We start from the raw sequence: 25,329 nt of genomic DNA, 5'->3' as shown, positions 1-25,329 counted from the left end.
TGGTTGCTGCAGGGCGCCGACGAGGACCGCTACTCCCACCATCCCGGACCGATGGTGAAGCAGGCCGAAGAACAGCACCAACGGTCGTGGTGGCAGGTGATGTGCCTGACCGGCGTCGACTACTTCTCCACCCTCGGCTATCAGCCCGGCATCGCGGCCCTGGCCGCCGGTGTGCTGTCCCCGCTGGCGACGCTGGTCCTGGTCGCGCTGACATTGCTGGGCGCGCTGCCGGTGTATCGGCGGGTGGCCCGCGAATCCCCGCACGGCGGCGGATCGCTGGCCATGTTCGCCGACATCCTGCCCCGCTGGACCGGCAAACTGTTCATCCTGGTCCTGCTCGGATTCGCCGCCACCGACTTCGTGATCACGATGACGCTGTCGGCGGCCGACGGCGCCGCCCACATCGTCGAGAACCCGTTCGTGCCGCATGCGCTGCGCGGGCACGGCCTCGCGATCACCCTCGCCCTGCTGGCACTGCTGGCGGCGATCTTCCTGAAGGGGTTCGCCGAGGCGATCCGGATCGCGATCGGGCTGGTCGGGGTCTATCTGGCCTTGAACCTGGTCGTCGCGGTCGTCGGAGTGTGGAAGGTCGCCACCGCCTCGCATCTGGTCGTGGACTGGGGCCACGCCATGACCGCCCAGCACGGCAGCGTCTTCGCGATGGTGGGCATCTCGCTGCTCGTATTCCCCAAACTCGCGCTCGGACTGTCGGGATTCGAAACCGGAGTGGCGGTGATGCCGCAGATCAAGGGCGGCCCCGACGACACCGAGGAGCACCCGGAACGCCGCATCCACGGCGCGCGCAAACTGCTGACCACCGCCGCGCTGATCATGAGCGCATTCCTCCTCGTCACCAGCTTCATCACTGTGGTGCTGATCCCGGAACGCGAATTCGAATCCGGCGGATCCGCCAACGGCCGCGCGCTCGCCTATCTGGCCCACCAGTATCTGGGCAACGGCTTCGGCACCGTCTACGACATCTCCACCATCGCCATCCTGTGGTTCGCCGGCGCCTCGGCCATGGCCGGACTGCTCAACCTCGTGCCGCGCTATCTGCCGCGCTACGGCATGGCCCCGGAATGGGCGCGCGCCACCCGGCCGCTGGTGCTGGTGTTCGCGGTGATCGCCTTCGGCATCACCTGGTACTTCGACGCCGATGTCGACGCCCAGGGCGGCGCCTACGCCACCGGCGTGCTGGTGCTGATCACCTCCGCCGCTGTCGCGGTCACCCTGTCCGCGGCGCGAAAACATCAGCGCGGCAAGGCTTTCGGATTCGGCGCCGTGGCGGCCGTGTTCGTCTACACGACCATCGCCAATATCGTGGAACGACCCGAGGGCGTGCAGTTGGCCTCGCTGTTCATCATCGCCATCATCGTGGTGTCGTTCGTCTCACGGGCGCGGCGCGCCTTCGAACTCCGGGCCATCGAAGTCGACTTCGACGACAAGGCCGCCTGGCTGATCGACAAGATCGCCGCCTCGGGCACCATCCGCATCGTCACCCACGATCTCGACGACGTCGACGCCCGCCGGCCCGACGACTACCGGGAGAAGGAAGCCGAACAGCGGATCGAGAGCCACATCCCGGCCAAGGCGCCGATCCTGTTCCTCGAGGTGATCGTCAAGGACGCCTCGGAATTCTCCACCGACCTGCACGTCGGTGCCGTCGAAATCGACTGCTACAAGATCCTTTCCGTCGAGGCCGCCGCCGTGCCCAACTCGATCGCCGCGATCCTGCTCGCGATACGCGACCGCACCGGCATGAATCCGCACGTGTATTTCGAATGGACCGAAGGCAATCCGCTGCTCAACCTGCTGAAATTCCTGTTCGTCGGTGAGGGCGAGGTGGCGCCGGTGACCCGGGAGATCCTGCGCCGCGCCGTCGCCGACCCCAATCAACGCCCGCACGTCCACGTCGACAGCTGACCATCCGGCCCGCCGGGGCGGTTCGTGGTCACCGGGGTTCCCGGCATATCGCCGGCGAACACGCCCGTCGCCCCCGCGGAGGCGAACGCACGGTTGTGTTGGGACAATAGGGCGGGCCGACGGTGCGACTGTCGGGGGCTGCGGCGGCCCGCACGCGCGTGAACCGGACAGCTGGTGTTTGCGCAACGGTAACCCCAATGTGAGACAACCGGACGTCCGAGAGCCGGAACGGGAGAGGCAGGCAGAAACGTGATCGTCGGTTCGCAGTCGGGTGCGGGCGCTACCGATGCGCCGCCCACCGCGCCCTCGGGCAGCGACACGAATGGTGAGCCCCCCGAAGCCCTGACAGACTCCGAAGCTCTGACGGACGCCGAAGCCGCGATCGGCTCCGAAGCCGCGACGGACCCTGAAGCCGCGACGCACTCCGAAGCCGCGACAGACTCCGAACCCCGCACCGACTCCGAGACCGCAGCCGACTCCCAGACGACGACCGACTCCCGAACCGGCACAGATGCCGGCCCCTCCGGCCCGACGGTGACCGGCACCGACGGGCAATCGGCCCCCGAGGCCCGCGACCCGGACTCCGGGCAGCGCACGGGGCACGCTCCTGTCTCGCCGCTGCTGCGCGGGGCTGCGGCCGCACAGCCCCGGACATTGGTCGACATCCTCGCCGATACAGCACACGCGTACCCCGACGCCGATGCCGTCGACGACGGGACCGAGGTGCTGACGTACCAGGAGCTGCTCGCGGCGATCGACGCGTCGGTGGCCGAGCTGCGGGCGGCGGGCATCCGGCGCGGCGACCGGGTCGGCGTGCGGATCCCGTCGGGCACCGCGCGGCTGTACGTGACCATCCTCGCCGTCCTGCACGCCGGCGCCGCCTACGTGCCCGTCGATGCCGACGACCCGGAGGAACGCGCCGAACTGGTCTTCGGTGAGGCCGCGGTCGCCGCGGTCGTCACCGCCGAGGGCATCACCGCCACCCGGCCGGACGACGCCGGCGCCCGGCCGGAAGGCAACTCCACGCGCCGCGACGACGACCGGGTGGCAGCCGATCCCGACGCGAGCGGCCCCACCGTCGACGACGACGCGTGGATCATCTTCACCTCCGGCTCGACCGGAACCCCCAAGGGTGTCGCGGTCACCCATCGCAACGCCGCCGCCTTCGTCGATGCCGAAGCGCGAATGTTCCTGCAGCAGGAGCCGATCGGGCCCGGCGACCGGGTGCTGGCCGGACTGTCGGTGGCCTTCGACGCCTCCTGCGAGGAGATGTGGCTGGCGTGGCGGTACGGCGCATGCCTGGTCCCGGCGCCGCGCGCGCTGGTGCGCAGCGGGATGGATCTGGGGCCGTGGCTGGTGCGCCGTGAGATCAGCATCGTGTCCACCGTGCCCACCCTGGCCGCCATGTGGCCGGCCGAGGCGCTCGACGCGGTGCGGCTGCTGATCTTCGGCGGCGAAGCGGTCCCCCCGGAACTGGCCGAACGGCTCGCCGGCACCGACGACCGCGAGGTGTGGAACACCTATGGGCCCACCGAGGCTACCGTGGTGGCGTGCGCGGCGCAGCTGACCGGCACCCCGCCGGTGCGCATCGGATTACCGTTGGACGGCTGGGATCTGGCCGTCGTCGACCCCGACGGAAGGCCGGTCGCCGAGGGGGAATCCGGTGAGCTGGTGATCGGCGGCGTCGGGCTGGCCCGCTACCTCGACCCGGCCAAGGACGCCGAAAAATACGCGCCGATGCCGACCCTCGGATGGCAGCGCGCCTACCGCTCCGGCGATATGGTGCGTAACGACCCCGCCGGACTGATCTTCCTCGGCCGCGCCGACGACCAGGTCAAAGTCGGCGGCCGGCGGATCGAACTCGGTGAACTCGACGCCGCGCTGCAACATCTGCCCGGCGTCACCGCCGCCGCGGCCGCCGTGCGCACCACCGCCACCGGCACCCCGATCCTCGTCGGCTACCTGTCCACCGGCGACGACGGCATCGACCTGCCGCGCGCGCGGGAACTGCTCGCCGAACGACTGCCCGCCGCCCTCGTGCCCAGACTGGCCGTACTCGACGAATTGCCCACGCGCACATCGGGAAAGGTCGACCGTGACGCGCTGCCGTGGCCACTGCCCGGCGCCGACGGCGAACCCGGCGCGGGCCTGGACGGCACCGCGTATTGGCTTGCGGGACTGTGGCATTCGGTGCTCGGCGCCGACATCGACGGCCTGGATTCGGACTTCTTCGACCTCGGTGGCGGTTCGCTGTCGGCGGCGCAACTGGTCACCGCGCTGCGCGAACGACTGCCGCAGATCACCGTCGCCGACCTCTACGACCATCCGCGCCTGGGCGCGCTGGCCGAATTCATCGACGCCGCCGCACCCTCCGAACAGGCGCCCACCCGCCATGTCACCCCGACACCGCGGCGCGCGCAATGGATCCAGGTGCTGGCGTCGGTGCCGCTGACCACCCTCACCGGCCTGCAATGGCTGACCTGGCTGGGCGTGGTCACCAACATCGCCTCCCGCTTCGGCGCGTTGCCGTGGATGCCGGGACTGTCGTGGTGGTGGGCGCTGGCCGGATTCGTCCTGTTCATCTCACCGCCCGGCCGGATGGCGATCTGTGTGGCCGGCGCCCGGCTGCTGCTGCGCGGCGTCCGCCCCGGCAGCTATCCGCGCGGCGGCTCGGTCCACCTGCGCCTGTGGACGGCGGTGCGCATGGCCGAGGCGGCGGGCGCGGAAAATCTGTCCGGCGCACCGTGGATGGTGCCGTTCGCCCGCGCGCTCGGGGCCCGCATCGGGCGCGGTGTCGATCTGCATACGCTGCCGCCGGTCACCGGGATGCTCGAACTCGGCGACGGATGCAGTGTCGAACCGGAAGTGGATCTGGCCGGATATTGGATCGACGGCGACCTCGTGCACATCGGTGAGATCCGCATCGGCCCCGGCGCGGTGGTCGGTTCCCGCTCCACGGTGATGCCGGGCGCGGTGATCGGCAAGAACGCCGTCATCGAACCCGGCTCAGCGGTATTCGGGAAGGTGAAGGCCGGCCAGAGCTGGGCCGGGTCGCCCGCGGTGAAAGTCGGTCCCGCCGAACACCGCTGGCCCGCCACCACACCGCCGCGCGCGCTGCACTGGGTGCTCGCCTTCGGGGTGACCTCGATGCTGCTGTCGGCGCTGCCGGTGATCGCCCTCGCCGCGGGCGGACTGCTGCTGGCCTGGTGGATCCGCGACGAAACCACCCTGACCGGGGCGCTGGCGCACGCGATGCTGATGCTGCCGGTGGCCGCGCTGATCGTGCTCGCCGTGTTCGCCGCCGTGACCGTCGTCGCGATTCGGGTGCTGTCGATCGGATTGACCGAGGGTTACCATCCGGTGCGCAGCCGCGTCGGCTGGCAGGCCTGGGCCACCGAACGGCTCACCGACTCCGCGCGCACCTTCCTGTTCCCGCTGTATGCCAGTCTGCTCACCCCGCTGTGGCTGCGGCTGCTCGGCGCCGACGTCGGCAAGGGCGTCGAGGCGTCGACGGTGCTGCTGCTGCCGAAATTCACCAAGGTCGCCGACGGGGCCTTCCTCGCCGACGACACCATGATCGCCGGCTACGAACTCGGCGGCGGCTGGATGCACATCGGCGGCGCCAAGGTGGGAAAGCGGGCCTTTCTGGGTAACTCCGGGATGACCGCGCCCGGACGGCGGGTGCCCAAGAACGGTTTGGTGGCGGTGTTGTCGGCGGCTCCGGAGAAGGCGAAAGCGGGTTCGTCGTGGCTGGGCAGCCCGCCGGTGCGGTTGCGCCGCACCGCCGGTGATTCCGACACCGCTCGCACCTTCGACCCGCCGCTGAAACTCAAACTGGCTCGCGCGCTGGTGGAGACCTGCCGGCTCGTCCCGGTGATCCTGAGCTTCGGCATCGGCCTGGGTGTGCTGTTCGCGCTGGCCTGGCTGGCATCCGGGCCCGGATACTGGCTGGCGGCCCTGTGTTCCGGTGTGGTGCTGCTGATCGCCGGTGCGGTCGCCGGGGCGTGCGCGGTGGCGGCGAAATGGCTGATCGTCGGCCGCATTCAGCGGGTGGAACATCCGCTGTGGAGTTCGTTCGTGTGGCGTAACGAGGTGTGCGACGCGTTCGTGGAAACCGTTGCCGCGCCGTGGTTCGCGCGCGCGGCCACCGGCACCGCGGTGATGAACATCTGGCTGCGCGGGCTCGGCGCGCGCATCGGACGCGGAGTGTGGTGCGAATCGTACTGGCTGCCCGAGGCCGATCTGGTCAGCCTCGGCGACGGGGCGACCGTGGAACGCGGCTGTGTCGTGCAAACACATCTGTTCCATGATCGGATCATGTCCATGGACAGCGTGACCCTCGACGCCGGTGCCACCCTCGGCCCGCACTGTGTGGCACTGCCGGCGGCCCGCATCGGCGCCGGTGCGACGGTGGGCCCCGCGTCGCTGGTGATGCGCGGGGACACCGTCCCGCCGTCGACCCGGTGGCAGGGCAATCCGATTGCGCCGTGGCCGGATACCCGGCGCGGCAAGTGAAGGCAGGTCGTCGATGAAGTTGGGTAGAGGTGGCGCCGAGGCGCCGATCGACGACTATCTGCCGCAGAACGGCAACCGCGGTTACCGGGTCTCGCGCTACGAACTGGATCTGGTGTACAAGGTCGCCGCCAACCGGCTGACCGGACGGGCCACCATCACGGCGGTGACCACCGCGGTGCAGCCGCGATTCGCCCTGGATCTGTCGCAGACATTGAGTGTGGCGAAGGTTTTCGTCGGCGGCGCCAAACCCGCCAAATACACTCACACCCGCGGGAAGCTGACGATCACACCCGCCCGGCAGGTGCCCGCGGGAGCGGCACTGTCGATCGTGGTGCACTACGGCGGCACCCCGAAACCGGTGCGCGGACCGTGGGGTGAGGTCGGCTGGGAGGAACTCACCGACGGTGTGCTCGTGGCGAGCCAGCCCAACGGCGCGGCGTCCTGGTTTCCGTGCGACGATCACCCCAGTTCCAAGGCGAGCTACCGGATTTCGATCACCACCGACTCCCCGTACCACGCGCTCGCCAACGGCGTGCTCACCGCCCGTACCACCAAATCCAGCCAGACCACCTGGGTATACGAGCAGTCCGAGCCGATGGCCTCCTACCTGGCCACCATTCAGATCGGTCCCTACCGCTCCCACCGCATCGACCCCGGACGCGCCACGAAGGTGCCGATGACCGCGGTGCTGCCGCCGCGGCTGCGCACCGTCTTCGACCACGACTTCGCCCGGCAACCACAGATGATGGCCGAATTCGAGCGCCGGTTCGGGCCCTACCCGTTCCACGGCTACACCGTGGTCGTCACCGACGACGACCTCGAAATCCCCATCGAGGCACAGGGATTGTCGATCTTCGGCGCCAACCACTGCGACGGGCAGCGCGGTGCGGAACGGCTCATCGCGCACGAACTGGCCCACCAGTGGTTCGGCAACAGCCTCACCGTGCGGCAGTGGCGCGACATCTGGCTGCACGAGGGATTCGCCTGCTACGCCGAATGGATCTGGTCCCAGGCCGGCGGCGGACCCAGCGCCGACCAGCTGGCCCGCGCCGCCCGCCAGAACCTCGCGCGGGCCGCGCAGGACCTCGTGATCGGCGACCCCGGACCGGCATCGATGTTCGACGACCGGGTCTACAAACGCGGCGCCCTCACCCTGCACGCGCTGCGCCTGCGCCTCGGCGACGACGCCTTCTTCACCCTGCTGCGCGACTGGACCGCCCGGCACCGCTACGGCACCGTCGCCGCCGAGGACTTCACCGACCTCGCCGGCCACTACAGTCCCGCACCCCTGCGTGAGCTGTGGGACAGCTGGCTCTACCGCACGGCGCTGCCCGAGCTGCCGCAGCACGGGTTGGGTGCGGTCGGCAGCTGAGCCGATATCCGAGCCCCGGAACGAGGTGTCGCTCTCGGTCCCGGTGCGGGGCATCGGTCTCAGGTGCCGCTGTCAGGCATCGAATCCGACGTCGGCCAATTGCTTTGCCGCATCCGCTGATTGGCGCAATCCGGCTTCGTAGGCGGGAGCCAACGCGGCCGGGTTGAACACGTCGAAGCCGAATACCGCCACCGCGTCGGCATCGGGGGCGAGCGAGATCTCTGTCGCCGCGCCGTGTGTGCTGTCGGCGCGGGTGCGGGGGAACATGTGCGCGAGCGGTTCCATGATCACCACGATCTCCGCGCCGGCGGCCAGGTCGGCATTGAGGGCCGAGCGCACGCCGCCGTCGAAATAGCGGGATTCGCCGATCGGTATCGGCGGGAAGACACCGGGCACCGCGGTGCTCGCGGCCAAGGCCTGCGGCAACGTCGCCGCGGTATCGCGAGTCCACACCTGCAGTTCACCGGTGCCGATATCGATGGTGGTGACGCGCAGGTCGGCATCCGGCCACTCGGTGACACCGGCCAGCCGGGCGATCCGCTCGACATGCGCGCCGGGATCGCCGGCATCGGCGGCCAGCGCCAATTCGCCCATGCGGCGGCGGATTTCGCGCGCGTCGCCGCTGGTGGTCCGCAGCGAGAAGATCTCGGCGAGCCGCCGCGGATCCGGCGCGAACGATTCACCGCCGGGTGACCGGGCGGCGCCCAGGTGTTCCAGATCGCCACCCGCCGCGAGCACCGCACCGACCACCGACCCCGCCGACGTGCCCACGATCCGGTCGGCGCGCGCGGGATCGATCCCGGCGCCGCGCAATCCGACCATCACTCCGGCCATCCACGCGATCCCGACGGGGCCGCCACCGCCCAGTACCAATGCGGTGCGGAATCGATCGGGCGAGAGTGCAGCACACATGAGCGCGACACTACCGGCGCGCTCACCGTCGCGCAGCGCCTCGGACCATCCCGGACCGCGATGTCGGCGGCCGGATGCGCGGGGCCGGTCCGCGGCGGCGGTCGTGTGGCACACACCACCGAATAATAGAGCAGTCGCTCTGTTATGGTGAGGTCGTGCCCCGCCCTCGCATTCACGATCTCGATGTCGTTCTCGACCATGCCGAAGCGCTCGCCGTGGCCGCCGGTGTGCCGGCGGTGACCATCCGCGCGGTCGCGGCTGCCAGTGGGATGTCGAACGGGGCGATCTACCACAGCTTCGGCTCGCGCGCGGAACTGGTGGCGCGCATGTGGATTCGCGCCGCGCGCCGGTTCCTGGACGTGCAGAACGAACTCGTCGACGCGGCGCTGGCCGACGGTTCCGGCAGCGCCGCCGCTGTGGAGGCGGTCGTGCGCGCGGCCGAGGCGCCCGCGGAGTTCGCCGAACGGTATCCGGCCTCCTCGCGTCTGGTGTCGGTGCTGCGCCACGACGAGGTGCTGGCCGCGGAGCTGCCCGACAGTGTGGCCGCCGAGGTGCGGGCACAACAGCGCGGGCTCGTCGCGGTGATGCGGAGGCTGTCGGCGCACCTGTGGCACCGCGAGGACCGGCGCGCGGTCGAGGTGATCACCGCCTGCATCGTCGATCTGCCCACGGCGCTGCTGCTGTCGCGTGACCGCCTCGCCGACCCCGACACCCGCATGCGGTTGCGGGCGGCCGTCCGTGCCGCCGTCACCGCCGGGCCCCCACCGAAACGTTGACCATCAGCAACACCGGCCATCACCGAAAAACCGAAGGAGTCCCGATGTCCCCGACCCTCACCTACCGTGACAGCGTCGCCGTCCTCGACCTCGGCGCGGACGAGAACCGTTTCTCACCCGAGTTCCTCGCCGCCGTGGACGCTCACCTCGACACCGTCCTCGCCGACGGCGCCACCGGATTGATCACCACCGCGAGCGGCAAGTTCTACTCCAACGGACTCGATTTGGACTGGTTGAGCGCCAACGGCGACCGCACGCCGTGGTACGTCGAGCAGGTGCAGGGGCTGCTCGCGCGCGTGCTCACGCTGCCGGTGCCGAGTGTGGCGGCTCTGCCCGGCCACGCCTTCGGCGCCGGCGCCATGCTCGCCCTCGCGCACGACCAGCGCGTCATGCGCGCCGATCGCGGCTACTTCTGCTTCCCCGAGGTCGACATCCGCGTGCCGTTCACCCCCGCGCTGGCCGCGCTCGTGCGGGCCAAGCTGTCGGCCGAGGCCGTCACCGCCGCCGTACTCACCGGCCGCCGATTCGGCGGGCTCGAAGCACACGAATACGGCCTGGTCGACGCCACCGCCGCCGCGGGCACGGAGGTCGAGACCGCCACCGCGCTGCTGGCCCCGCTGGGCGCCAAGGACCAAGGCACGCTGGGCTCGATCAAGTCGGTGTTCTACGCCGACGCCTACACCGCTCTCATCGCGTGAAGGTCACGGCCGCAACCGGTGTCGGGTCGCGGCGTGTGCGCGCGGCGCTGCTCAGCGTCCCTTCCATTCCGGCGTGCGCTTCTGCGCGAACGCCAGCACGCCCTCGGCCGCATCCTCCGACGACAGCGCACTGCCCGACACCTCGAGCTGGCGGGTGAACGCGACATCGGTGGACCAGTCCGGTGATTCGTCGATGATGCGTTTGCTCGCCGCCAGACTCAACGGCGCGTTCACCGCGATCCGCTGCGCCAGCTCCAGCGCGGCGTCGAGGGCCTTCCCCGATTCGGTCACCTGATTGACCAGCCCCAGCGCTGCCGCGCGGTCGGCGGAGATCGGATCACCGGTCAGCGCCAGCTCCATCGCCACCGCCCGCGGCAACCGCTGCGCCAGCCGCAACACGCCACCGCCGACGGCCACCAGTCCGCGTTTGACCTCCGGGATCCCGAACGTCGAATCCTGGGCTGCCACAACGAGATCGGCGGCCAGCGCCAGCTCGCAGCCACCGGCCAGGGCGGGCCCCTCGACCGCCGCGATCAACGGCTTCACCGGCGGCTGCGCGGTGATACCGAGCGGGCCGCGTTTCTCGGTCATCGGTGTCTCACCGCGCGCGGCGGCCTTGAGATCCATTCCGGCGCAGAAATATCCACCCGCGCCGGTGATGATCGCGACCTGCGCCGACGGATCGGCCTCGTAGGCGTCCAGGGCCCGTTCCAGTCCGAGGGCGGTGGCCAGATTCACGGCATTGCGCACCTGCGGGCGGTTCAGGGTGATGATCGTGATCGCGCCGCGCCGCTCCACCAGCACCGGTGGTGCGGGCGGGGCCGGCAATTCCACCCGTTCGCGGCGCTCGACGCTGATGTCGTGTCCGGACACCGTCACCGGCAGGCCCAGCAGATCGCCGTCGACCAGTTCGGCGATCAGCTCGGAATCGGTGTTGCGCAGCAGGATTCGGCCGCCCGCGGGTTCGATCAGGCTCAGGATCGCCGCTTCCGGCTGTCCGTCGCGGGCATAGGCGACGGTGTAGGCCTCCACCACCGCGGGACCGTCGTGGGTGCTGCGGGCCGGACGCGCCGGCGGATTCTCGATGATCGGGCGCAGATGCCGGTAGGGCTGGGCGGGCGGCAGCGAAGAATACACCCCCAGTGCGTGTTTGGTGACATACCAGCCCAGCGAACTCGCAAGGCCGAAGGTGCCCGGTTCCGCGCGCAACCGCGACACCATCGTCGCCACCGCGTGGCCGCCGTAGTTGTTGCCCGGACCACCGCCGAAGGTCAGCCCGCCGGTCACCGACAGCGGACGTGCCGGATCGTCGATCGCCAGTCCCAATTCGCGCGCGGCGATCTGCACGGCCACCGGGAAACACGCGTAGAGATCCACATGGGTCAGCGCGTCGACACCGATACCGCTGTGTTCGAGCACCGCCCGGCCCAGCGTCGCGATCGCCGGTGAGGCGGCCAGCTCGGCGCGCTCACTGGTGAACCACTCGTCGTGCCCGGAGGCGCCGGCGTGGATGAAAATCCACTTGTCCTGCGCGATTCCGGCCTCCTGGGCGGCCGCGGCACTGCACATCACGATGCCGCTGGCCATGTCGACGGTCAGATTCGCGCATTCCAGCTTGGTGTAGGGCGTGGAGACCATGCGATTGTCCGGGCCGGGGGTGGCGATCCGATCGGCATCGAATTCCTCGGGCTGCCAGGCATATTCGTTGCGCGCCGCCACCGCCGACAGTCGCGACCAGAGTTCGGCCACCGCCGCGGCGTGATCGCCGGGACTGCGGCCGAGCCGATGCCGGTTCGCCGACTCCAGCAGGGCATACATATTGATCGGCGCGATCAGGCCCGCCGCCGTCTCGGCCGGATTGTTGGCCGGCTTGTCGATACCGATCGAACGGGTCGGCGCGACCTCGGAACCCTGCTGCGGCCAGGACAACTCGACACCGGCGCGCTGCGCGGCGGCCTGCGTCGCTCCGGCCTCCGCGCCGGTGACCAGCACCATGTCGTAATCACCGGCCGCGATCGCCGCCGCGGCCTCGTTGATCACCAGCTGCCCACCGTCGCCACCGAACGGACTCGACTGCGCGGTGTCGACGCCGGCCACGCCCAATCGCTGCGCGATGACCGCGCCCATATCGCGGTACTGCCACGACGTGCACGCCACCGCGAACACCGCGTCCGCGCGGCGCAACAGGTCCTCCCCGGCGCCGGTGTCGGCCGCGGCGCGGCGCAACGCGGTCACCGCGAGCGCGGCCGGATCCCCGTAACCGGAATCCGGTGTGCGCTGGGTGATCTGCCCGACGCCCACCAGCACCGGGGTGCGCGGATCGATCTCGGTGCCCGACGCGCGGTGCCGGATGGGCTGCGCCGCACGCTTTCTCACCGGCCCGGCCGCGGCGATCGCTTCCGGCAGCCGGGCCAGCGACTGCTCCATCGCCTCGCCGAGGCTGCGGGCCACCGACGCGCCCAGCGGGCCCTCGACCGGCGGGCCGCCCAGCCCCGCATCGAAATACACCGTCGCCTGGTCGCCGGAACCGGCCACGGTCAGCCAATATCCCAGCCGCACGCCCTGCGGCCCCTCCCCGGCCAGCGCGAAACCGCGCTCACCGGCCTCGACGACCGTCCAGCGCAACTCGGCGGGGATGCCCATCACCAGTGCCTGCTGCGTGAAGGTCAGCCCCTCCCGGACGGCGCCGGGCGCCTGGCCGCGCCAGCCGGCGTGCAGGGTGAACCAATCGGCCAGCCGGCTCAGATCCGACAGATAGGCCGCCACCGTATCGGGTGCCACGGCGATGCTGCGGCGGGCGTGCGCGGATTTGGCATAGTCGCTCACCCCGGCGGGCGTGAGATAACCGTCCGCCTCTTCGGCGTGGGCGGCCTCGGGGGCGGATTGTGATCGGGCGGCGCCGACCAGGCCGGTGATCAGGTCACGGGCGATGCGCGGATCCTTACGCACCGCCGCGAACAGGGCGTTTCCCGCCTCGAGCTTGGTGCGTGCGGCGCGGATCCGATCCGATCCCGGCAATGGCGACACCGACAACCTCCTTGTTGCGTCTCGAGACAATTAATCACCCGCTCTTTCGAGGCGTCAAAGGCTTGTGATCTGCATTACGTAAGTTTAGACTTACGGTTCGTGGGGACTTACCAAGATGGTGCGCTCGACGCTCTCGGGGATCCGACCCGGCGAGCGATCTTCGAACGACTCGGGCGCGGACCCTGCGCGGTCGGCGAGCTCGCCGCCGAACTCCCGGTCAGCCGTCCGGCGGTCTCCCAGCACCTCAAGGTGCTCAAGCAGGCGGGGCTGGTGGTCGACGAGGCGATCGGCACCCGCCGGATCTACCGGCTCGACCCGAACGGCATCGACGCCCTGCGCGGCTACTTCACCCGGTTCTGGACCACGGCGATGTCGTCGTTCCGCGACCGGGCCGAGGCGGCCGCACGCGCCGGGCAGCCGATTTCGGCCGAAACATACAGCGGCACAACCACATCCGAGGAGAAGTCATGACACAGCAAACCAGCGACACCCAGGTCCGCGTCGAGCTCACCGTCGAGGCGCCGATCGACACCGCCTTCGACGTCTTCACCACCGGCATGGACAGCTGGTGGCCTCGTGAACACCACATCGGCGCGGGGCCGCTGGCGGAAGTGGTGGTCGAACCTCGCGTCGGCGGACGGCTGTTCGGCCGCGAGGCCGACGGCACCGAATGCCCGTGGGGCCGGGTCCTCGTCTGGGACCGCCCCGGCCACTTCGCCTTCTCCTGGGACATCTCCCTGGATTGGAAATATCAGCCCGATCCGGCGCTGACCAGCCGCGTCGACGTCACGTTCACCCCCGTCGACGCCACCCACACGGCCGTCACCCTCGTCCACGGCGACTTCGGCAACCACGGCGAGGGCTGGGAATCCATGCGCGATGCGGTCGGCTCACCCGGCGGCTGGCCCGGACTGGCCGACACCTACGCCCGCGCCGCCGCGGCCGCCTGACCACAGGCCCCGGAGTGAGTCAGGACGAGGCGGCGCCCTCCAGTGGCAGGACGACCGTGCGCCGGACGTGGCTGAAGATCACCGAGGTCCGCACGTGCACGATCTCGCGCCGCTGGGTCAGCCGGTCGAGGATGAAGGCGCTGAGCTGATCGTTGTCGGCCACCGCGACGTGCAGCAGGAAATCGTCACCGCCGGCCATCACGAAGTAGGACAGGACCTCCGGCAGATTCGCGACGAACCCCTGAAACGATTCGATCACCGCCCGGTCCGGTGGCCGTAGCTGCACCGCCACCATCGCCTGGGTGCCGCGGCCGATCTGTTTCAGGTCCACATCGGCGTGCTCGCCGCGCAGGATGCCGCGTTTGGTCAGCCTGCGGATGCGTTCCAGGCACGTGGACTGCGCCACGTGCAGCCGCGCGGCGAGTTCCTTGTTCGTCAGCCGGGCGTCCTGCTGCACCAGGGTCAGCAACGCCGTATCCAATTCGTCGAGCACCCTCGTCAGCACCGACCTTCCGTGCAATATTCGCAATATTCGCTGGAGGGCCGAACATATCACGGAAACCGATCGGAAATTCCGCATCCGTTGTTAGCTTGACGCGGTGCCGCCGCTGCGGCGCGTCGACAGACACGGAAGGGCAACCAGTGACAGACCGGCCGGAATACAAATGCGCGATCGTGGTCAGCGACGAGCTGACCACCGGACTCGCGGTCAACGCGGCGAGCGTGCTCTCGTCGACCATGGGCAGGCGCGTCGAGGGACTCGTCGGCGTGGACGTGAAGGACGCCGACGGCGTGATCCACCCGGGCGTCATCTCCCTCCCGCTGCCGATCCTGACAGCGCCGCGCGACCGGGTGGGCGTCATCGCGCGGGCCGCGGCCGAACGAGACGAGATGTTCGTCGTCGGCTTCAGTTCCCTGGCCCAGGGATGCAGAACCTACGACGAGTACATCGACAAGATGGCGGCCACACCGACCGCGCACCTGTCTCCTGTCGGCGTGGGTCTGCACGGCCGGCGCAAACACGTCGACAAGCTCGTCGGGTCGCTGCCGCTGTTCGGTTGACTCGCCACCAGGTTGCATCGGCTGCCATCCGGCGCTCGGAGCATGGGGTGAACAATGGAGCGCGGCCGGTCAGCGCTTCGTCGGAGCGCAGCCTGTCCGGCCGCTGTCCCGATTCGGGTTGATGTGTGTGGAGGTTTGTGAGTATGGCCGGAATTTCTTCGGTGCCGACGTCGGCGCTGGCCGCCGGTGGGCTGCTCGGCGGTTTCGCGCTCGCGCAGGCGACCGGGCAGCGGCAACTCGGTGGGGTGGTCTTCGCCGCGGCGACCGCGGCCGCGGTCCCGCGCTGGCGCGCGGCGCTCGGCACTCCCGGAGCGGCCGCGCTGACCGGGCTCTCGGTGGGCGCCATGGGCGCCTCGCATCCGCTGGCCGAGAAGATCGGCGCCTGGCCGTCGGTCGCGGTGGTCTCCGGCGCGGTGGCGCTCACCTCGTGGGTGCTCGCCGACCGCCGCGCCTGAACGGCCGAACCGGCTGCCGCCCCAGGCCCGGTGACGGGCACAGGTGATGCCGTTGCCTTCGGTCTGCAGCCGGTGCTTTCAGCTGATCCGCAGGTGCGACACCTGCGGATCAGCTCGTCGGCGGCCGGCGACGATCACCTGACCCTGCATTCGCTGCGAATAGGCAGCCGGTGCATCGCGCAGGCTGTGCCCAGACGGTCACATGGGCTCAGAGAGTGACGCCGAGCAGCGCGTCGACCGCGGTGCGGACCAGCCCCGGCGCGGCGGTGTCCGGGCCGCCGTACTCCAGGGCCTGCTGCACCCAGCTGTCCACGGCGGCAAGGGCTTTCGGGGTGTCCAGATCGTCGGCCAGATGCTGACGCAACCGTGCGACCGTTTCCTCGGCCGCCGGACCCGATTCCAGTGCCGCCGCCTGCCGCCAGCGCGCGAGCCGCTGCTGCGCCTGCTCGAGCACCGCATCCGACCACTGCCGATCGGTGCGGTAGTGGTCGGCGAACAGACCCAGCCGGATCGCGGACGGATCCACGCCGGCGCGCCGCAACTTCGACACGAACACCAGATTGCCGCGTGACTTGGACATCTTCTCGCCGTCCAGGCCGATCAGCCCGGCATGCACGTAGTGGCGGGCGAAGCGCCGATGCGACACCAGCGCCTCGGCGTGCGCGGCCGAATACTCGTGATGCGGATAGATCAGATCGCTGCCGCCGCCCTGAATGTCGAATTCGGGGCCGAGCCGGTTCAACGCGATCGCCGCACACTCGATATGCCAGCCCGGACGGCCCTCGCCGAACGGCGCCGGCCACGACGGCTCACCCGGCCGCGCCGCCCGCCACAGCAGCGCGTCGATCGGGTCGCGCTTACCCGGGCGCTCCGGGTCGCCGCCGCGTTCGGCGAACAGCCGCTCCATCGTGGCGCGGTCGTAACCGGATTCGTAGCCGAACTGTTCGGTGGCGTCGTGGCGGAAGTAGATGTCGCGGTATTCGGCGTCGTCGACCACATACGCGGCCCCGGCGGCCAGCAGCTTGTCCACTAGCTCCACCACCTCGCCGACCGATTCGATCGCACCGATGTAATCGCGCGGCGGCAGCACCCGCAGTTGCGCCATATCCTCGCGGAACAACTCGATCTCGCCGGTGCCGAGTTCGCGCCAGTCCACCCCGTCGCGTTCGGCCCGCTCGAACAGCGGATCGTCGACGTCGGTGATGTTCTGCACGTAGTGCACCTCGTGGCCGCCGTCACGCAGGATCCGGTTGATCAGATCGAAGGCCAGGTAGGTCGCCGCATGCCCGAGATGCGTGGCGTCGTAGGGTGTGATGCCGCAGACGTACATGGTGGCGGTCGCGCCGGGCGACACCGGGCGCACCTGCCGGTCGGCGGTATCGAACAACCGCAACGGCGGTCCGGATCCGGGGACGGCGGGAACGGAGATTTCGGACCAGGACTGCATGATTCGAGGGTAAGGGTCCGGGCGGGCAGCTCGCCCGCCGACCCCGGCTACCGGGCCCGTCGCGGGGTGTTCGCCACCACATCCGACCTCGGCCGAGGCGGCCGATCCGGCGAAGTCAACCGTTGCGCGCCGCGCGCACCGAATGCGGCCCGCACGTCGGCGGATCGAGGCGAGCGGAGCCGCCGCAGATCAGAACGCCGGCCAGGGAATGGGACGGGAGCTGATCGGTTGCGGCAGCACCGGATCGTTCAGCAGCTCACGCGCCCGCGCCTCGAGGGCCTCGATCTCGTCGTCGGTGATGTGCTCGGCCAGCGCCGCACCGATCGGACCCGAGAGCCGGTCGGCGAATCCGGCGATATCGCCGAGCAGTTCCTCCCCCACCGGCTCCCCCGCCCAGCCCCACAGCACCGTACGCAATTTCGGTTCGCTGTGCAGGCAGATGCCGTGGTCGACACCGTAGACGCCGCCGTCGACGCCTTCGAGGGCGTGCCCGCCCTTGCGGTCGGCGTTGTTGAGCAACACGTCCAGCACCGCCATCCGGCGCAGCCGCGGATCGTCGGCATGCACCAGCGACACCCGCGCACCCGTGCCGTCCACCGCCCGCAGCACCTCACGGAATCCGGCGGGCACCGCACCGGCGGGCACCAGATCCACCAGATCCAGGCGCTGCGGAGCCGACTCACCCGGGTCGACGGTCTCGATCCAGCGTTGCACCATGCCGGGGCCCAGCGGCCCGTCCCGCAGGATCGTCTCCGGAATCACCGACCAGCCCAGCGCCGCCGACACCAGATACGAGGCCACCTCACGTCCGGCCAGCGTGCCGTCGGGAAAATCCCACAGCGGCCGCTCACCGCGCACCGGCTTGTACACCACCCGCAGCGGTTCCCCGCCTCCGTCGACCGCCGGGGCGTCGATCTCGCAGACCAGGGTCAGGTTGCTGGCAGTGGTCACCCGCCCGATGATCGACAATTCACCGCTGTAGAGGCCGTCGCGGGCCGCGCCCTCGTCTGCGGCCGCCGCGCGCGTGGTCACCGGTCCTCAGTCCTCCAGATCGGTCGCGCCGAAGATGTCGCCGCGCTTGTAACCGTTGGTGCGCACACACATGTGGCCCTTGGGGGAGAGCGGTTCCCCGCACAGCGGGCACGGCGGACGCCCGGCCGCGATCACCTTCGCCGACCGCAACGCGAACTCGCGCGCCTGCTCCGGGGTCAGGAACACCCGCACCGCGTCGGGTCCCTCCTCGGTGTCGTCGAGGACCACCGATTCGTCGACCTCGGTCTCGGTGATCGCCAGCAGTTCCACCACCACCGCGCCGGCGTCGGCGTCCCAGCCCAAACCCATTGTCCCGACCCGGAATTCGGTGTCGATCGGCATCTGGAGCGGAGCGGTGTCGTTGACGTCCTCGGCCTGTGGCGGCACCGTCGCGCCGAACCGACGGGCCACCTCGTCCAGGAGCAGGCCCATCCGGTCGGCGAGGACCTTCACCTGCTGCTTCTCGAGCAGCACGCTCACCACGCGGGGCTCCTGCACGGCCTGTAGATAGAAGGCGCGATCCCCTGGCTCACCGACGGTTCCGGCGACGAAACGGTCGGGGGTGCGAAACACATGGATTGCTCGGGCCATCTGCACCTCCTGAAACCGACTGCATCACTGATTACGCTCGTTCCCCGAATCGGGGGGATCCGCAATATTCCCATTATCCGCCCGCGACGCGGCGCCCACCTCACCGCCGGGGACGGGCCCGGCGCGCTGCTCGGACGGTTGTGCGACCGCGGCCAGCGCCGACAGGTCCGAACCGGTGTCGTTGACCCGCCACACGTAGGGGGCGGCCGGGGTGTAGCGCACGACGCTGATCGAGGCCGGTTCCACCACGATGCGCTGGAACCCGTCGAGATGGATGCCGAACGCGTCGGCCAGCAGCGACTTGATCACGTCGCCGTGCGTGCACGCCACCCACAGCGCGTCGCGGCCGTGACGTTCGGCCAGTTCGGCGTCGATCGCGCGCACAGCGGCCACCGCCCGGTACTGCACCTGGGCCAGGCCCTCACCACCGGGGAACACCGCACCCGAGGCGTGCTGCTGCACGACCTTCCACAGCGGTTCCTTGACCAGCTCCGACAGCAGCCGGCCGGTCCACTCGCCGTAATCGACCTCGAGCAGGCGCTCGTCGGGCTCGGGGTCGAGGCCGAGTTTGTCGGCCAGCGGCGAGACCGTGCGCGTGCAGCGCAGCAGCGGGGAGTGCACGATGTGCTCGATCGGTAACGGTGCCAGGCGTTCTGCCACCGCCAGGGCCTGCTCGGTGCCGCGCTCGGTGAGCTCGACGCCGGGGCTGCGGCCGGCCAGCGTGCGCGCGGTGTTGGAGGTCGACACCCCGTGCCGCAGCAGGATCACCGTCATGGGACCAGACTAGGCGATCACCGCCGCCGTGCTCGCGCCGTCACCGGCCCGCGACCTCGCACGCAGCACCCGGCGATACGGAACCCGCTGGTGTGCAACCTGTTTCGCTGTCGGAGGAATCGGCGTACGGGTTCCGGGCCGGGCTCCCCGCACCGGCGGCTGCTGTGGTGCACCTCGCATCTTCCGGCGGTTCGCGAGTGGTATCCGTTTCCGGGACCGGTTGTGGCCCTAGGCTCGGACACTGTGACGAGAGCTGGGGCGGTGTGGTGATGGAACAGCGGGCGGTGGGTCGTAGTGGCCTGCGGGTATCGCGCATGGGACTGGCCACCCACACCTGGGGCCGGGAAACCGATGCCGAGGACGCGGCGGCGCAGCTGGTGGCCTTCGTGGAGGCCGGCGGAACGCTGGTCGACACCTCGCCCGTGTATCAGGGCGGGGCCGCCCAACGCATGCTCGGCGAGCTCGTGGGTGAGCTGGTGCCGCGCGACGACCTGGTGATCAGCGGATGCGCGGGCCTGGTGCCGGTGCCCGGTGTCACCGACCCCGACGGCGGGCCCGCGGCGGGCATCCACTGGAGTGTGGACGCCTCGCGCCGCACCCTGATGCGTCAACTCGACCGGACCCTCGCCGAACTGGGCACCGACTACCTCGACATCTGGAGTGTCGCGGCCTGGGATCGGCACACCCCGCTCGACGAGATCGCGGCCACCCTCGACCATGCCGTGCGTTCGGGCAAGGTGCGCTACGCGGGAGCACGCGGGCTGAGCGCGTGGCAGCTGGCCACCCTGGCCTCGACCGCCCCGATCGTGGCCGCGCAGTCGCCCTATTCGCTGCTGGCACGTGGCGCCGAAAGCGAACTGCTGCCGGCGGCCGGGCATCACGGGGTCGGATTGATCGCGGCCTCGCCGCTGGCCGGTGGCATCCTCACCGGCAAATATCGCGACGGCGTGCCCGCCGACTCGCGCGGCGCCGACGAGGCGACCGCCGCCGAGATTCGCGAACGTCTCGACGAACACGCCACCCGGGTCGTGGACGCGGTGGTCACCGCCGCCGACGGCCTGGGCACCTCACCGCTCGCGGTGGCGGCGGCCTGGCTGCGCGACCGGCCCGGTGTCGCGTCGATGATCGTCGGCGCACGCGATATCGGCCAGCTCACCGGCGTGCTCGCCGCCGAAACGCTCGAGCTTCCGCGCGCGATCGCGGCCGCTCTCGACGACGTCAGCGGCATCTGACCGGCCGAGCCGGGCGAGCGTGCGGGCACAGGGCGATGACAACCCGTTCGCGCGACCACTTAGGCTTGCCTACATGAGGTGTCTCGACGTCCGTTCGGCCCGCGCCGCCTCCGCCGCACCGGCGGGGCCGAAGGCTGCGACGACCGCGCAGAACCGTTCGGCGTCGACCGAGCCGGGTACGTGGCGGCGGACGCCCGGCACCCGGTGGCTGCTCGCGATGCTCGGGGCCGTGCTCGTCGTCGGAGTCGCCACCGCGTGCGGCGGCAGCGCCACCTCGGGCGGGCGGCAGGGGGCCGCGACCGCGACGCTGGCGAATCTGGATCCGACGCCGATCGGCCCGGCACCGGCACCGGCGCTGCCGGTCACGGTCCACTCGTTCGACGGCGCCGAGGTTACCGTCACCTCCGCGGAGCGGATCGTGGCCGTCGACCGCTACGGCACTCTCGCCCAGACCGTGTGGGCGCTGGGTCTGGGTTCGAAACTGGTGGGCCGGTCGACGTCGGCGGCCTTTCCCGCGGTGCGTGATGTGCCCAACGTCGCGGGCGGCAACGGCAGCATCAACATCGAAGCCGTTGCCGCGCAACGGCCCACGGTCTTCCTCACCGACACCACCAGCGCCACCCCCACCATGCGTGATCAGCTGCGTGCGCTGGGCATCACGGTCGTCTACTTCGATCCGCAGCGCACCATCGACGGCGTCGGCCCGCAGATCCGATCGGTCGCCGATGCGCTGGGCGTCCACGACCAAGGGGTGAAACTGGCCGACCGCACCCACGCCGAAATCACCGCCGCGACGGCCGCGGTGCCGAAACACCAGCCGCCGTTGAAAATCGGATTCGTGTATCTGCGCAGCACCGCGATCACCATGCTCGCCGGGCCCGGCTCGGGCGCCGATTCGCTGGTGACCGCGCTGGGCGGCGTCGACGCCGGAACCGCGGCGGGACTGACCGAGCCGTTCACCACCATCACCAGTGAGGCGATGATCAGCGCCGCGCCGGATGTGCTGCTGGTGATGTCGGACGGGCTGAAATCGGTCGGCGGCGTCGACGGTCTGGAGAAGGTGCCCGGTGTGGCACAGACGCCGGCCGGGCGCAATCACCGCATCGTCGACATGTCCGATGCGGTGCTGCTCAGCTTCGGACCCGAGACCGGGCACGTGCTCGAAGCGCTGTCCAAGGCCGTCTACGGCGCCCAGCCCGCATGACCCCCGGCGATTCACCCGGTGAGGAGTCCGCCGATTCCGGTCTTCGTCCCACGGCGCCGAATCCGGAACGGCCCACAGAATCGGTCGGGGCGCAAGAGGTTTCGACCGGATCGGGTGAGAGTGGCGCGCACGACCCGGAGCGCGCGGGCGCAGCCGAGCACGATACGAACAGCGGCGGAGATGCCGAACGATCGGGCCCAGATCCTGCGCGGGGCTCGGGGATCGGTGCCGATGTGGCGTCGAGCGCGGAACGGACTGCCGCGCACTCGGCGGGTCCACGAACTGCGACCGGCTCGAATACCGCTGCGGAGCCGCTGATTTCGGCGCTCCCGGGTCCGGACGGTCCCGATACCGGGGAAGCTGTCGTCGGCCCGCGCACACCGCGTCGCTGGTCCCGCATCACCGTCGTCTTCGCGGTATCGATCGCCTTGCTGGTGATGCTGGCGCTGATCTCGGCCGCTGTCGGACAGGTTCCCACGACCCCGCTCGAGGTGGCCGGCAGCGTGCTGCACCGGATCGGGCTCGACTGGGGTCCGATGCCGCACCACCCCGCCGGTGAGGTCACGCTGTGGGAGGTCCGGTTCCCGCGCGTGGTGCTGGCGATGCTGGTCGGTGCGGCGTTGGCGACCGCCGGTGCGCTGCTGCAGGGGGTGTTCGCCAATCCCCTCGCCGAACCCGGCGTGATCGGTGTGTCCGCGGGCGCGGCCGTCGGTGCGGGCGTGGTGATCGTGGTCGGTGGCGCGTTCGCGGCGGCCTGGTCGGTCGCCGGTGGCGCCTTCGTCGCCGGACTCGGGACCACGCTGGCGGTGTATCTGCTGTCGCGCTCGGGCGGGCGCACCGAAACGGTGACGCTGGTGCTGACCGGTGTCGCGGTCAACGCCTTCGCCGGTGGTCTGATGTCGTTTCTGCTGTTCACCGCCTCCCCCGCCGCTCGCGATCAGATCGTGTTCTGGCAGATGGGCAGCCTGAACGGCGCCACCTGGCAGGCGGTGGCCGTGGTGGCGCCGCTGGCCGCGGTGGGCGTGGCGGCGGCGATCGTGATGGCTCCGCGCCTGGATCTGCTCGCGCTCGGGGAATCGGCGGCGCGGCACCTCGGTGTCGACGTGGAACGACTGCGGCGCAATGTGATCGTCGTCGTCGCGATCCTGGCCACCGCCGGGGTGGCCTTCACCGGCATCATCCTGTTCGTCGGGTTGATCGTCCCGCACGTGGTGCGCATGCTCGTCGGTCCCGCGCACCGGGTGCTGATCCCGCTGTCGGCGATTCTCGGCGCGGTGGTGCTGCTGGCCGCCGACATCGGCGCCCGGACCCTGGTCCACAACGCCGATCTGCCCTTGGGCATGCTGACCTCGCTGGTCGGCGGGCCGTTCTTCTTCTGGCTGCTGCGGCGCACCCGCGCCCGATCGGGAGGCTGGGCATGAGCGGCACGGGCACGGCACGGGTGCGCGCGCTGATCCGCAGACTCCGTCCCGCACAGGGCATCCCGCAGCCGGCACCGCGCGGCGCTGTGACCCTGCGGGCACGCGGCATCGATATCGCGCGCGGCGGGCGAGCGGTGCTCGAAGCGGTCGACATCGACGTCGTCGCCGGGCAGATCCTGGCCCTGGTGGGCCCCAACGGGGCGGGCAAGTCCACCTTGCTGGCCGCGCTGTCGGGCGAGCTCGAACCGGCAAGCGGCACAGTCGAACTCGACGGCCGGCCGGTCGCCGACTGGACCCCCACCGATATGGCGCGCCGCCGCGCGGTGCTGCCGCAGAACCATACCGTCGGATTCCCGTTCACGGTCCGCGAGGTCGTCGCCATGGGCCGCTCCCCCTGGGCTCGCACCCCGCGCCAGGACGTCGACGATCAGGCGATCGCCGCCGCGCTGGCGGCCACCGATATCGAACATCTCGCCGCGCGGCCGTTCCCGGCGCTGTCCGGCGGCGAGCGTGCCCGCGCGGCGCTGGCCCGGGTGCTGGCCCAGGACACCGAGACGTTGCTGCTCGACGAGCCCACGGCCGCACTGGATCTCGGCCATCAGGAACAGGTGCTGCGCCTGGCCGCGGCCCGTGCCGCCGAGGGTGCGGCCGTGGTGGTCGTGCTGCACGATCTCGGTCTGGCCGCCGCCTACGCCGACCGCGTCGCCGTGCTCGACGGAGGCCGCCTGGCCGCGGTCGGCCGCCCCCGCGACATTCTCACCACCGACCTGCTGACCACCGTCTACCGCCATCCCGTCGAGGTCATCGACCACCCCGTCACCGGCGCCCAGCTGATCCTGCCCGTGCGCCGCTGACCTCGGCTCAGCCCGCGATCGAATCCGGATGGCCGAACAGTGCGACCAGGGCCGGATCGTGGAACTTCACCACGCGCGACACCCCCGCGCCGGTCGCAGCCAGCACCACTATCCCGTCCGCCCGCAGCACTGCGTCCGGGCCGCGGTGGTAGACGACGGCGGCGGGCTGGCCGTTGGCGGTGGTGGCGACCATCCGCCACTCGCCGGGTGTACCCAGCACAGAGGTGGCGAGCATCCGGATGCAGCGTTCCCGCCCGGCCTGCCACTCGCGGAACGGGGTCGCCTCCAGCGTGGCATCGGTGCGCAACACCTGTTCCAGCAGGGCGGCATCGGATCGCTCGAAGGCCGCGATGTAGCCGTCGAGCAGCGCGCGTGCGCGCCGGTCCGTCGGCTCCAGCAGTGCCTCGGGGGCGGGTTCCAGTTCGTCGAGGCGGGCGCGGGCACGCTGCAGGCCGCTCTTCACCGCCGCGGTGGTGGTGCCGAGAATCTCCGCGGTCTCGGCCGCGGAGAAGGCCAGCACCTCGCGCAGCAGAAGGACGGCGCGCTGGCGGGCGGGCAGGTGCTGCAGGCTCGCGACCAGGGCCAGGCGCAGCGATTCGCGCGCGACCACCACCGCCGCCGGATCGTCGGTGTCCGCCGCGATCCAGCCGTCCGGCATTGGTTCCAGCCACGAAACCTCCCCTGCCGCAGTGTCTCTCGGTCCCCGATCGGGCTCACCGTCCGGGCCGTTGAGGCCCGAGGGCAGGACGCGGGTGTGGCGCGCCGTCCGCGCGGTGAGGCAGACGTTGGTGGCGATCGTGTACAGCCACGACCGCATCGACGCCCGGCCCTCGAATCCGGCGTAGGAGCGCCAGGCCCGAAGGTAGGTTTCCTGCACCAGATCCTCGGCATCCTGCGCCGAACCGGCCATGCGGTAGCAGTGCGCCAGCAGCTCCCGGCGGTAGCGCTCGGAGTCGGCGGCGAATCGGTCCCGGTCCGCTGCCCGTGGCTGCGCCGTCATATCGCCGAGTGTAGGAGTCGTGGTCACGGCCGCAGTGCCAGTTTGCCGACGGTCGTGCGGTTCTGCAGTTCGGCCAGCACCTTC

General features: G+C 70.6%; 21 protein-coding genes. 13 read left to right on the top strand and 8 right to left on the bottom strand.

The window, feature by feature from the left end; translation table 11 throughout:
- Positions 1-51: 51 nt before the first annotated feature.
- From ON23_RS12205 to ON23_RS12195, 3 genes are all read left to right on the top strand, one after another.
- Positions 52-1,923: an APC family permease gene (locus ON23_RS12205; RefSeq protein ID WP_223273688.1), complete on the top strand. Its 1,872-nt coding sequence runs from the start codon at positions 52-54 to the stop codon at positions 1,921-1,923.
- 534 nt (positions 1,924-2,457) lie between these two features.
- A complete protein-coding gene (locus ON23_RS12200; protein WP_083903873.1) occupies positions 2,458-6,438 on the top strand; it encodes a Pls/PosA family non-ribosomal peptide synthetase in 3,981 nt (1,326 codons plus the stop codon).
- Positions 6,439-6,451: 13 nt separating this feature from the next.
- Positions 6,452-7,810 carry a M1 family metallopeptidase gene (locus ON23_RS12195; protein WP_039778217.1) on the top strand — a complete coding sequence of 453 codons (1,359 nt, stop codon included), beginning with the start codon at positions 6,452-6,454 and terminating at the stop codon, positions 7,808-7,810.
- A gap of 72 nt (positions 7,811-7,882) precedes the next feature.
- Here ON23_RS12195 and ON23_RS12190 read toward each other — a convergent pair whose 3' ends face one another.
- Complete coding sequence (locus tag ON23_RS12190) at positions 7,883-8,722, bottom strand: patatin-like phospholipase family protein (RefSeq protein WP_039778242.1); 840 nt, start codon at positions 8,720-8,722, stop codon at positions 7,883-7,885.
- A 155-nt stretch (positions 8,723-8,877) separates the two neighbouring features.
- On the opposite strand from ON23_RS12190, the gene ON23_RS12185 reads away from it, so the two are divergent.
- Both ON23_RS12185 and ON23_RS12180 read left to right on the top strand, forming a co-directional pair.
- The gene (locus ON23_RS12185) at positions 8,878-9,498 is read left to right on the top strand and encodes a TetR/AcrR family transcriptional regulator (protein WP_039778216.1); all 621 of its coding nucleotides are present in this window, start codon (positions 8,878-8,880) and stop codon (positions 9,496-9,498) included.
- Positions 9,499-9,542: 44 nt separating this feature from the next.
- The gene (locus ON23_RS12180) at positions 9,543-10,196 is read left to right on the top strand and encodes an enoyl-CoA hydratase-related protein (protein ID WP_039778241.1); all 654 of its coding nucleotides are present in this window, start codon (positions 9,543-9,545) and stop codon (positions 10,194-10,196) included.
- Positions 10,197-10,247: 51 nt separating this feature from the next.
- On the opposite strand, the gene ON23_RS12175 is transcribed toward ON23_RS12180, so the two are convergent.
- Positions 10,248-13,223 carry a type II toxin-antitoxin system Rv0910 family toxin gene (locus ON23_RS12175; protein WP_039778214.1) on the bottom strand — a complete coding sequence of 992 codons (2,976 nt, stop codon included), beginning with the start codon at positions 13,221-13,223 and terminating at the stop codon, positions 10,248-10,250.
- Between the two features lie 99 nt (positions 13,224-13,322).
- Between ON23_RS12175 and ON23_RS12170 the strand changes: the two genes are divergently transcribed.
- Together ON23_RS12170 and ON23_RS12165 are read left to right on the top strand one after the other, a co-directional pair.
- Complete coding sequence (locus tag ON23_RS12170) at positions 13,323-13,694, top strand: ArsR/SmtB family transcription factor (RefSeq protein ID WP_083903868.1); 372 nt, start codon at positions 13,323-13,325, stop codon at positions 13,692-13,694.
- Positions 13,691-14,173 carry an SRPBCC family protein gene (locus ON23_RS12165; protein ID WP_039778213.1) on the top strand — a complete coding sequence of 161 codons (483 nt, stop codon included), beginning with the start codon at positions 13,691-13,693 and terminating at the stop codon, positions 14,171-14,173. The genes ON23_RS12170 and ON23_RS12165 overlap by 4 nt, the downstream gene beginning before the upstream one ends.
- A gap of 19 nt (positions 14,174-14,192) precedes the next feature.
- Here the strand turns inward: ON23_RS12165 and ON23_RS12160 are convergent, their stop codons facing one another.
- Complete coding sequence (locus ON23_RS12160) at positions 14,193-14,678, bottom strand: Lrp/AsnC family transcriptional regulator (protein WP_210743210.1); 486 nt, start codon at positions 14,676-14,678, stop codon at positions 14,193-14,195.
- A 137-nt stretch (positions 14,679-14,815) separates the two neighbouring features.
- On the opposite strand from ON23_RS12160, the gene ON23_RS12155 reads away from it, so the two are divergent.
- Together ON23_RS12155 and ON23_RS12150 are read left to right on the top strand one after the other, a co-directional pair.
- The gene (locus ON23_RS12155) at positions 14,816-15,235 is read left to right on the top strand and encodes a DUF2000 domain-containing protein (RefSeq protein ID WP_039778211.1); all 420 of its coding nucleotides are present in this window, start codon (positions 14,816-14,818) and stop codon (positions 15,233-15,235) included.
- Positions 15,236-15,378: 143 nt separating this feature from the next.
- The gene (locus tag ON23_RS12150; RefSeq protein ID WP_210743209.1) at positions 15,379-15,690 is read left to right on the top strand and encodes a hypothetical protein; all 312 of its coding nucleotides are present in this window, start codon (positions 15,379-15,381) and stop codon (positions 15,688-15,690) included.
- A gap of 208 nt (positions 15,691-15,898) precedes the next feature.
- Here the strand turns inward: ON23_RS12150 and mshC are convergent, their stop codons facing one another.
- From mshC to ON23_RS12130, 4 genes are all read right to left on the bottom strand, one after another.
- Positions 15,899-17,137, bottom strand: a complete 1,239-nt coding sequence (gene mshC, locus ON23_RS12145) for a cysteine--1-D-myo-inosityl 2-amino-2-deoxy-alpha-D-glucopyranoside ligase (RefSeq protein WP_039778210.1) — start codon at positions 17,135-17,137, stop codon at positions 15,899-15,901.
- 189 nt (positions 17,138-17,326) lie between these two features.
- Complete coding sequence (locus ON23_RS12140) at positions 17,327-18,169, bottom strand: SCO1664 family protein (protein WP_039778209.1); 843 nt, start codon at positions 18,167-18,169, stop codon at positions 17,327-17,329.
- Positions 18,170-18,175: 6 nt separating this feature from the next.
- Positions 18,176-18,760 carry a DUF3090 domain-containing protein gene (locus tag ON23_RS12135; RefSeq protein ID WP_036505610.1) on the bottom strand — a complete coding sequence of 195 codons (585 nt, stop codon included), beginning with the start codon at positions 18,758-18,760 and terminating at the stop codon, positions 18,176-18,178.
- Between the two features lie 24 nt (positions 18,761-18,784).
- Positions 18,785-19,534 carry a histidine phosphatase family protein gene (locus ON23_RS12130; protein ID WP_039778208.1) on the bottom strand — a complete coding sequence of 250 codons (750 nt, stop codon included), beginning with the start codon at positions 19,532-19,534 and terminating at the stop codon, positions 18,785-18,787.
- 269 nt (positions 19,535-19,803) lie between these two features.
- Here ON23_RS12130 and ON23_RS12125 point away from each other — a divergent pair, with 269 nt between their 5' ends.
- From ON23_RS12125 to ON23_RS12105, 4 genes are all read left to right on the top strand, one after another.
- Positions 19,804-20,766, top strand: a complete 963-nt coding sequence (locus ON23_RS12125) for an aldo/keto reductase (protein WP_039778207.1) — start codon at positions 19,804-19,806, stop codon at positions 20,764-20,766.
- A gap of 217 nt (positions 20,767-20,983) precedes the next feature.
- Positions 20,984-21,970, top strand: coding sequence for a heme/hemin ABC transporter substrate-binding protein (locus ON23_RS12120; RefSeq protein WP_051042552.1), 987 nt, complete (start codon positions 20,984-20,986; stop codon positions 21,968-21,970).
- A gap of 398 nt (positions 21,971-22,368) precedes the next feature.
- Positions 22,369-23,391 carry a FecCD family ABC transporter permease gene (locus ON23_RS12110; protein ID WP_051042550.1) on the top strand — a complete coding sequence of 341 codons (1,023 nt, stop codon included), beginning with the start codon at positions 22,369-22,371 and terminating at the stop codon, positions 23,389-23,391.
- Positions 23,388-24,245 carry a heme ABC transporter ATP-binding protein gene (locus ON23_RS12105; RefSeq protein ID WP_039778205.1) on the top strand — a complete coding sequence of 286 codons (858 nt, stop codon included), beginning with the start codon at positions 23,388-23,390 and terminating at the stop codon, positions 24,243-24,245. The genes ON23_RS12110 and ON23_RS12105 overlap by 4 nt, the downstream gene beginning before the upstream one ends.
- A 7-nt stretch (positions 24,246-24,252) precedes the next feature.
- Here ON23_RS12105 and ON23_RS12100 read toward each other — a convergent pair whose 3' ends face one another.
- On the bottom strand, positions 24,253-25,245 hold the full coding sequence (locus ON23_RS12100; protein WP_039778204.1) for an RNA polymerase subunit sigma-70: 993 nt from the start codon (positions 25,243-25,245) through the stop codon (positions 24,253-24,255).
- Positions 25,246-25,329 lie beyond the last annotated feature (84 nt).

Source organism: Nocardia cerradoensis NBRC 101014 (assembly GCF_000308535.1).
Taxonomy (GTDB): domain Bacteria; phylum Actinomycetota; class Actinomycetes; order Mycobacteriales; family Mycobacteriaceae; genus Nocardia; species Nocardia cerradoensis.
Note: the sequence above shows the minus strand (reverse complement) of the source record. Positions and strands in the feature narration are given on the sequence as shown.

What these genes read in the sequence shown, in the direction of transcription:
- ON23_RS12205 (WP_223273688.1), top strand. Translation starts at nt 52, where the DNA reads ATGGTGAAGCAGGCCGAAGAACAGCACCAACGGTCGTGGTGGCAGGTG.
- ON23_RS12195 (WP_039778217.1), top strand. Translation starts at nt 6,452, where the DNA reads ATGAAGTTGGGTAGAGGTGGCGCCGAGGCGCCGATCGACGACTATCTG.
- ON23_RS12190 (WP_039778242.1), bottom strand. Translation starts at nt 8,722, where the DNA reads ATGTGTGCTGCACTCTCGCCCGATCGATTCCGCACCGCATTGGTACTG.
- ON23_RS12180 (WP_039778241.1), top strand. Translation starts at nt 9,543, where the DNA reads ATGTCCCCGACCCTCACCTACCGTGACAGCGTCGCCGTCCTCGACCTC.
- ON23_RS12165 (WP_039778213.1), top strand. Translation starts at nt 13,691, where the DNA reads ATGACACAGCAAACCAGCGACACCCAGGTCCGCGTCGAGCTCACCGTC.
- ON23_RS12150 (WP_210743209.1), top strand. Translation starts at nt 15,379, where the DNA reads ATGGCCGGAATTTCTTCGGTGCCGACGTCGGCGCTGGCCGCCGGTGGG.
- mshC (WP_039778210.1), bottom strand. Translation starts at nt 17,137, where the DNA reads ATGCAGTCCTGGTCCGAAATCTCCGTTCCCGCCGTCCCCGGATCCGGA.
- ON23_RS12135 (WP_036505610.1), bottom strand. Translation starts at nt 18,760, where the DNA reads ATGGCCCGAGCAATCCATGTGTTTCGCACCCCCGACCGTTTCGTCGCC.
- ON23_RS12130 (WP_039778208.1), bottom strand. Translation starts at nt 19,534, where the DNA reads ATGACGGTGATCCTGCTGCGGCACGGGGTGTCGACCTCCAACACCGCG.
- ON23_RS12125 (WP_039778207.1), top strand. Translation starts at nt 19,804, where the DNA reads ATGGAACAGCGGGCGGTGGGTCGTAGTGGCCTGCGGGTATCGCGCATG.
- ON23_RS12120 (WP_051042552.1), top strand. Translation starts at nt 20,984, where the DNA reads ATGCTCGGGGCCGTGCTCGTCGTCGGAGTCGCCACCGCGTGCGGCGGC.
- ON23_RS12105 (WP_039778205.1), top strand. Translation starts at nt 23,388, where the DNA reads ATGAGCGGCACGGGCACGGCACGGGTGCGCGCGCTGATCCGCAGACTC.
- ON23_RS12100 (WP_039778204.1), bottom strand. Translation starts at nt 25,245, where the DNA reads ATGACGGCGCAGCCACGGGCAGCGGACCGGGACCGATTCGCCGCCGAC.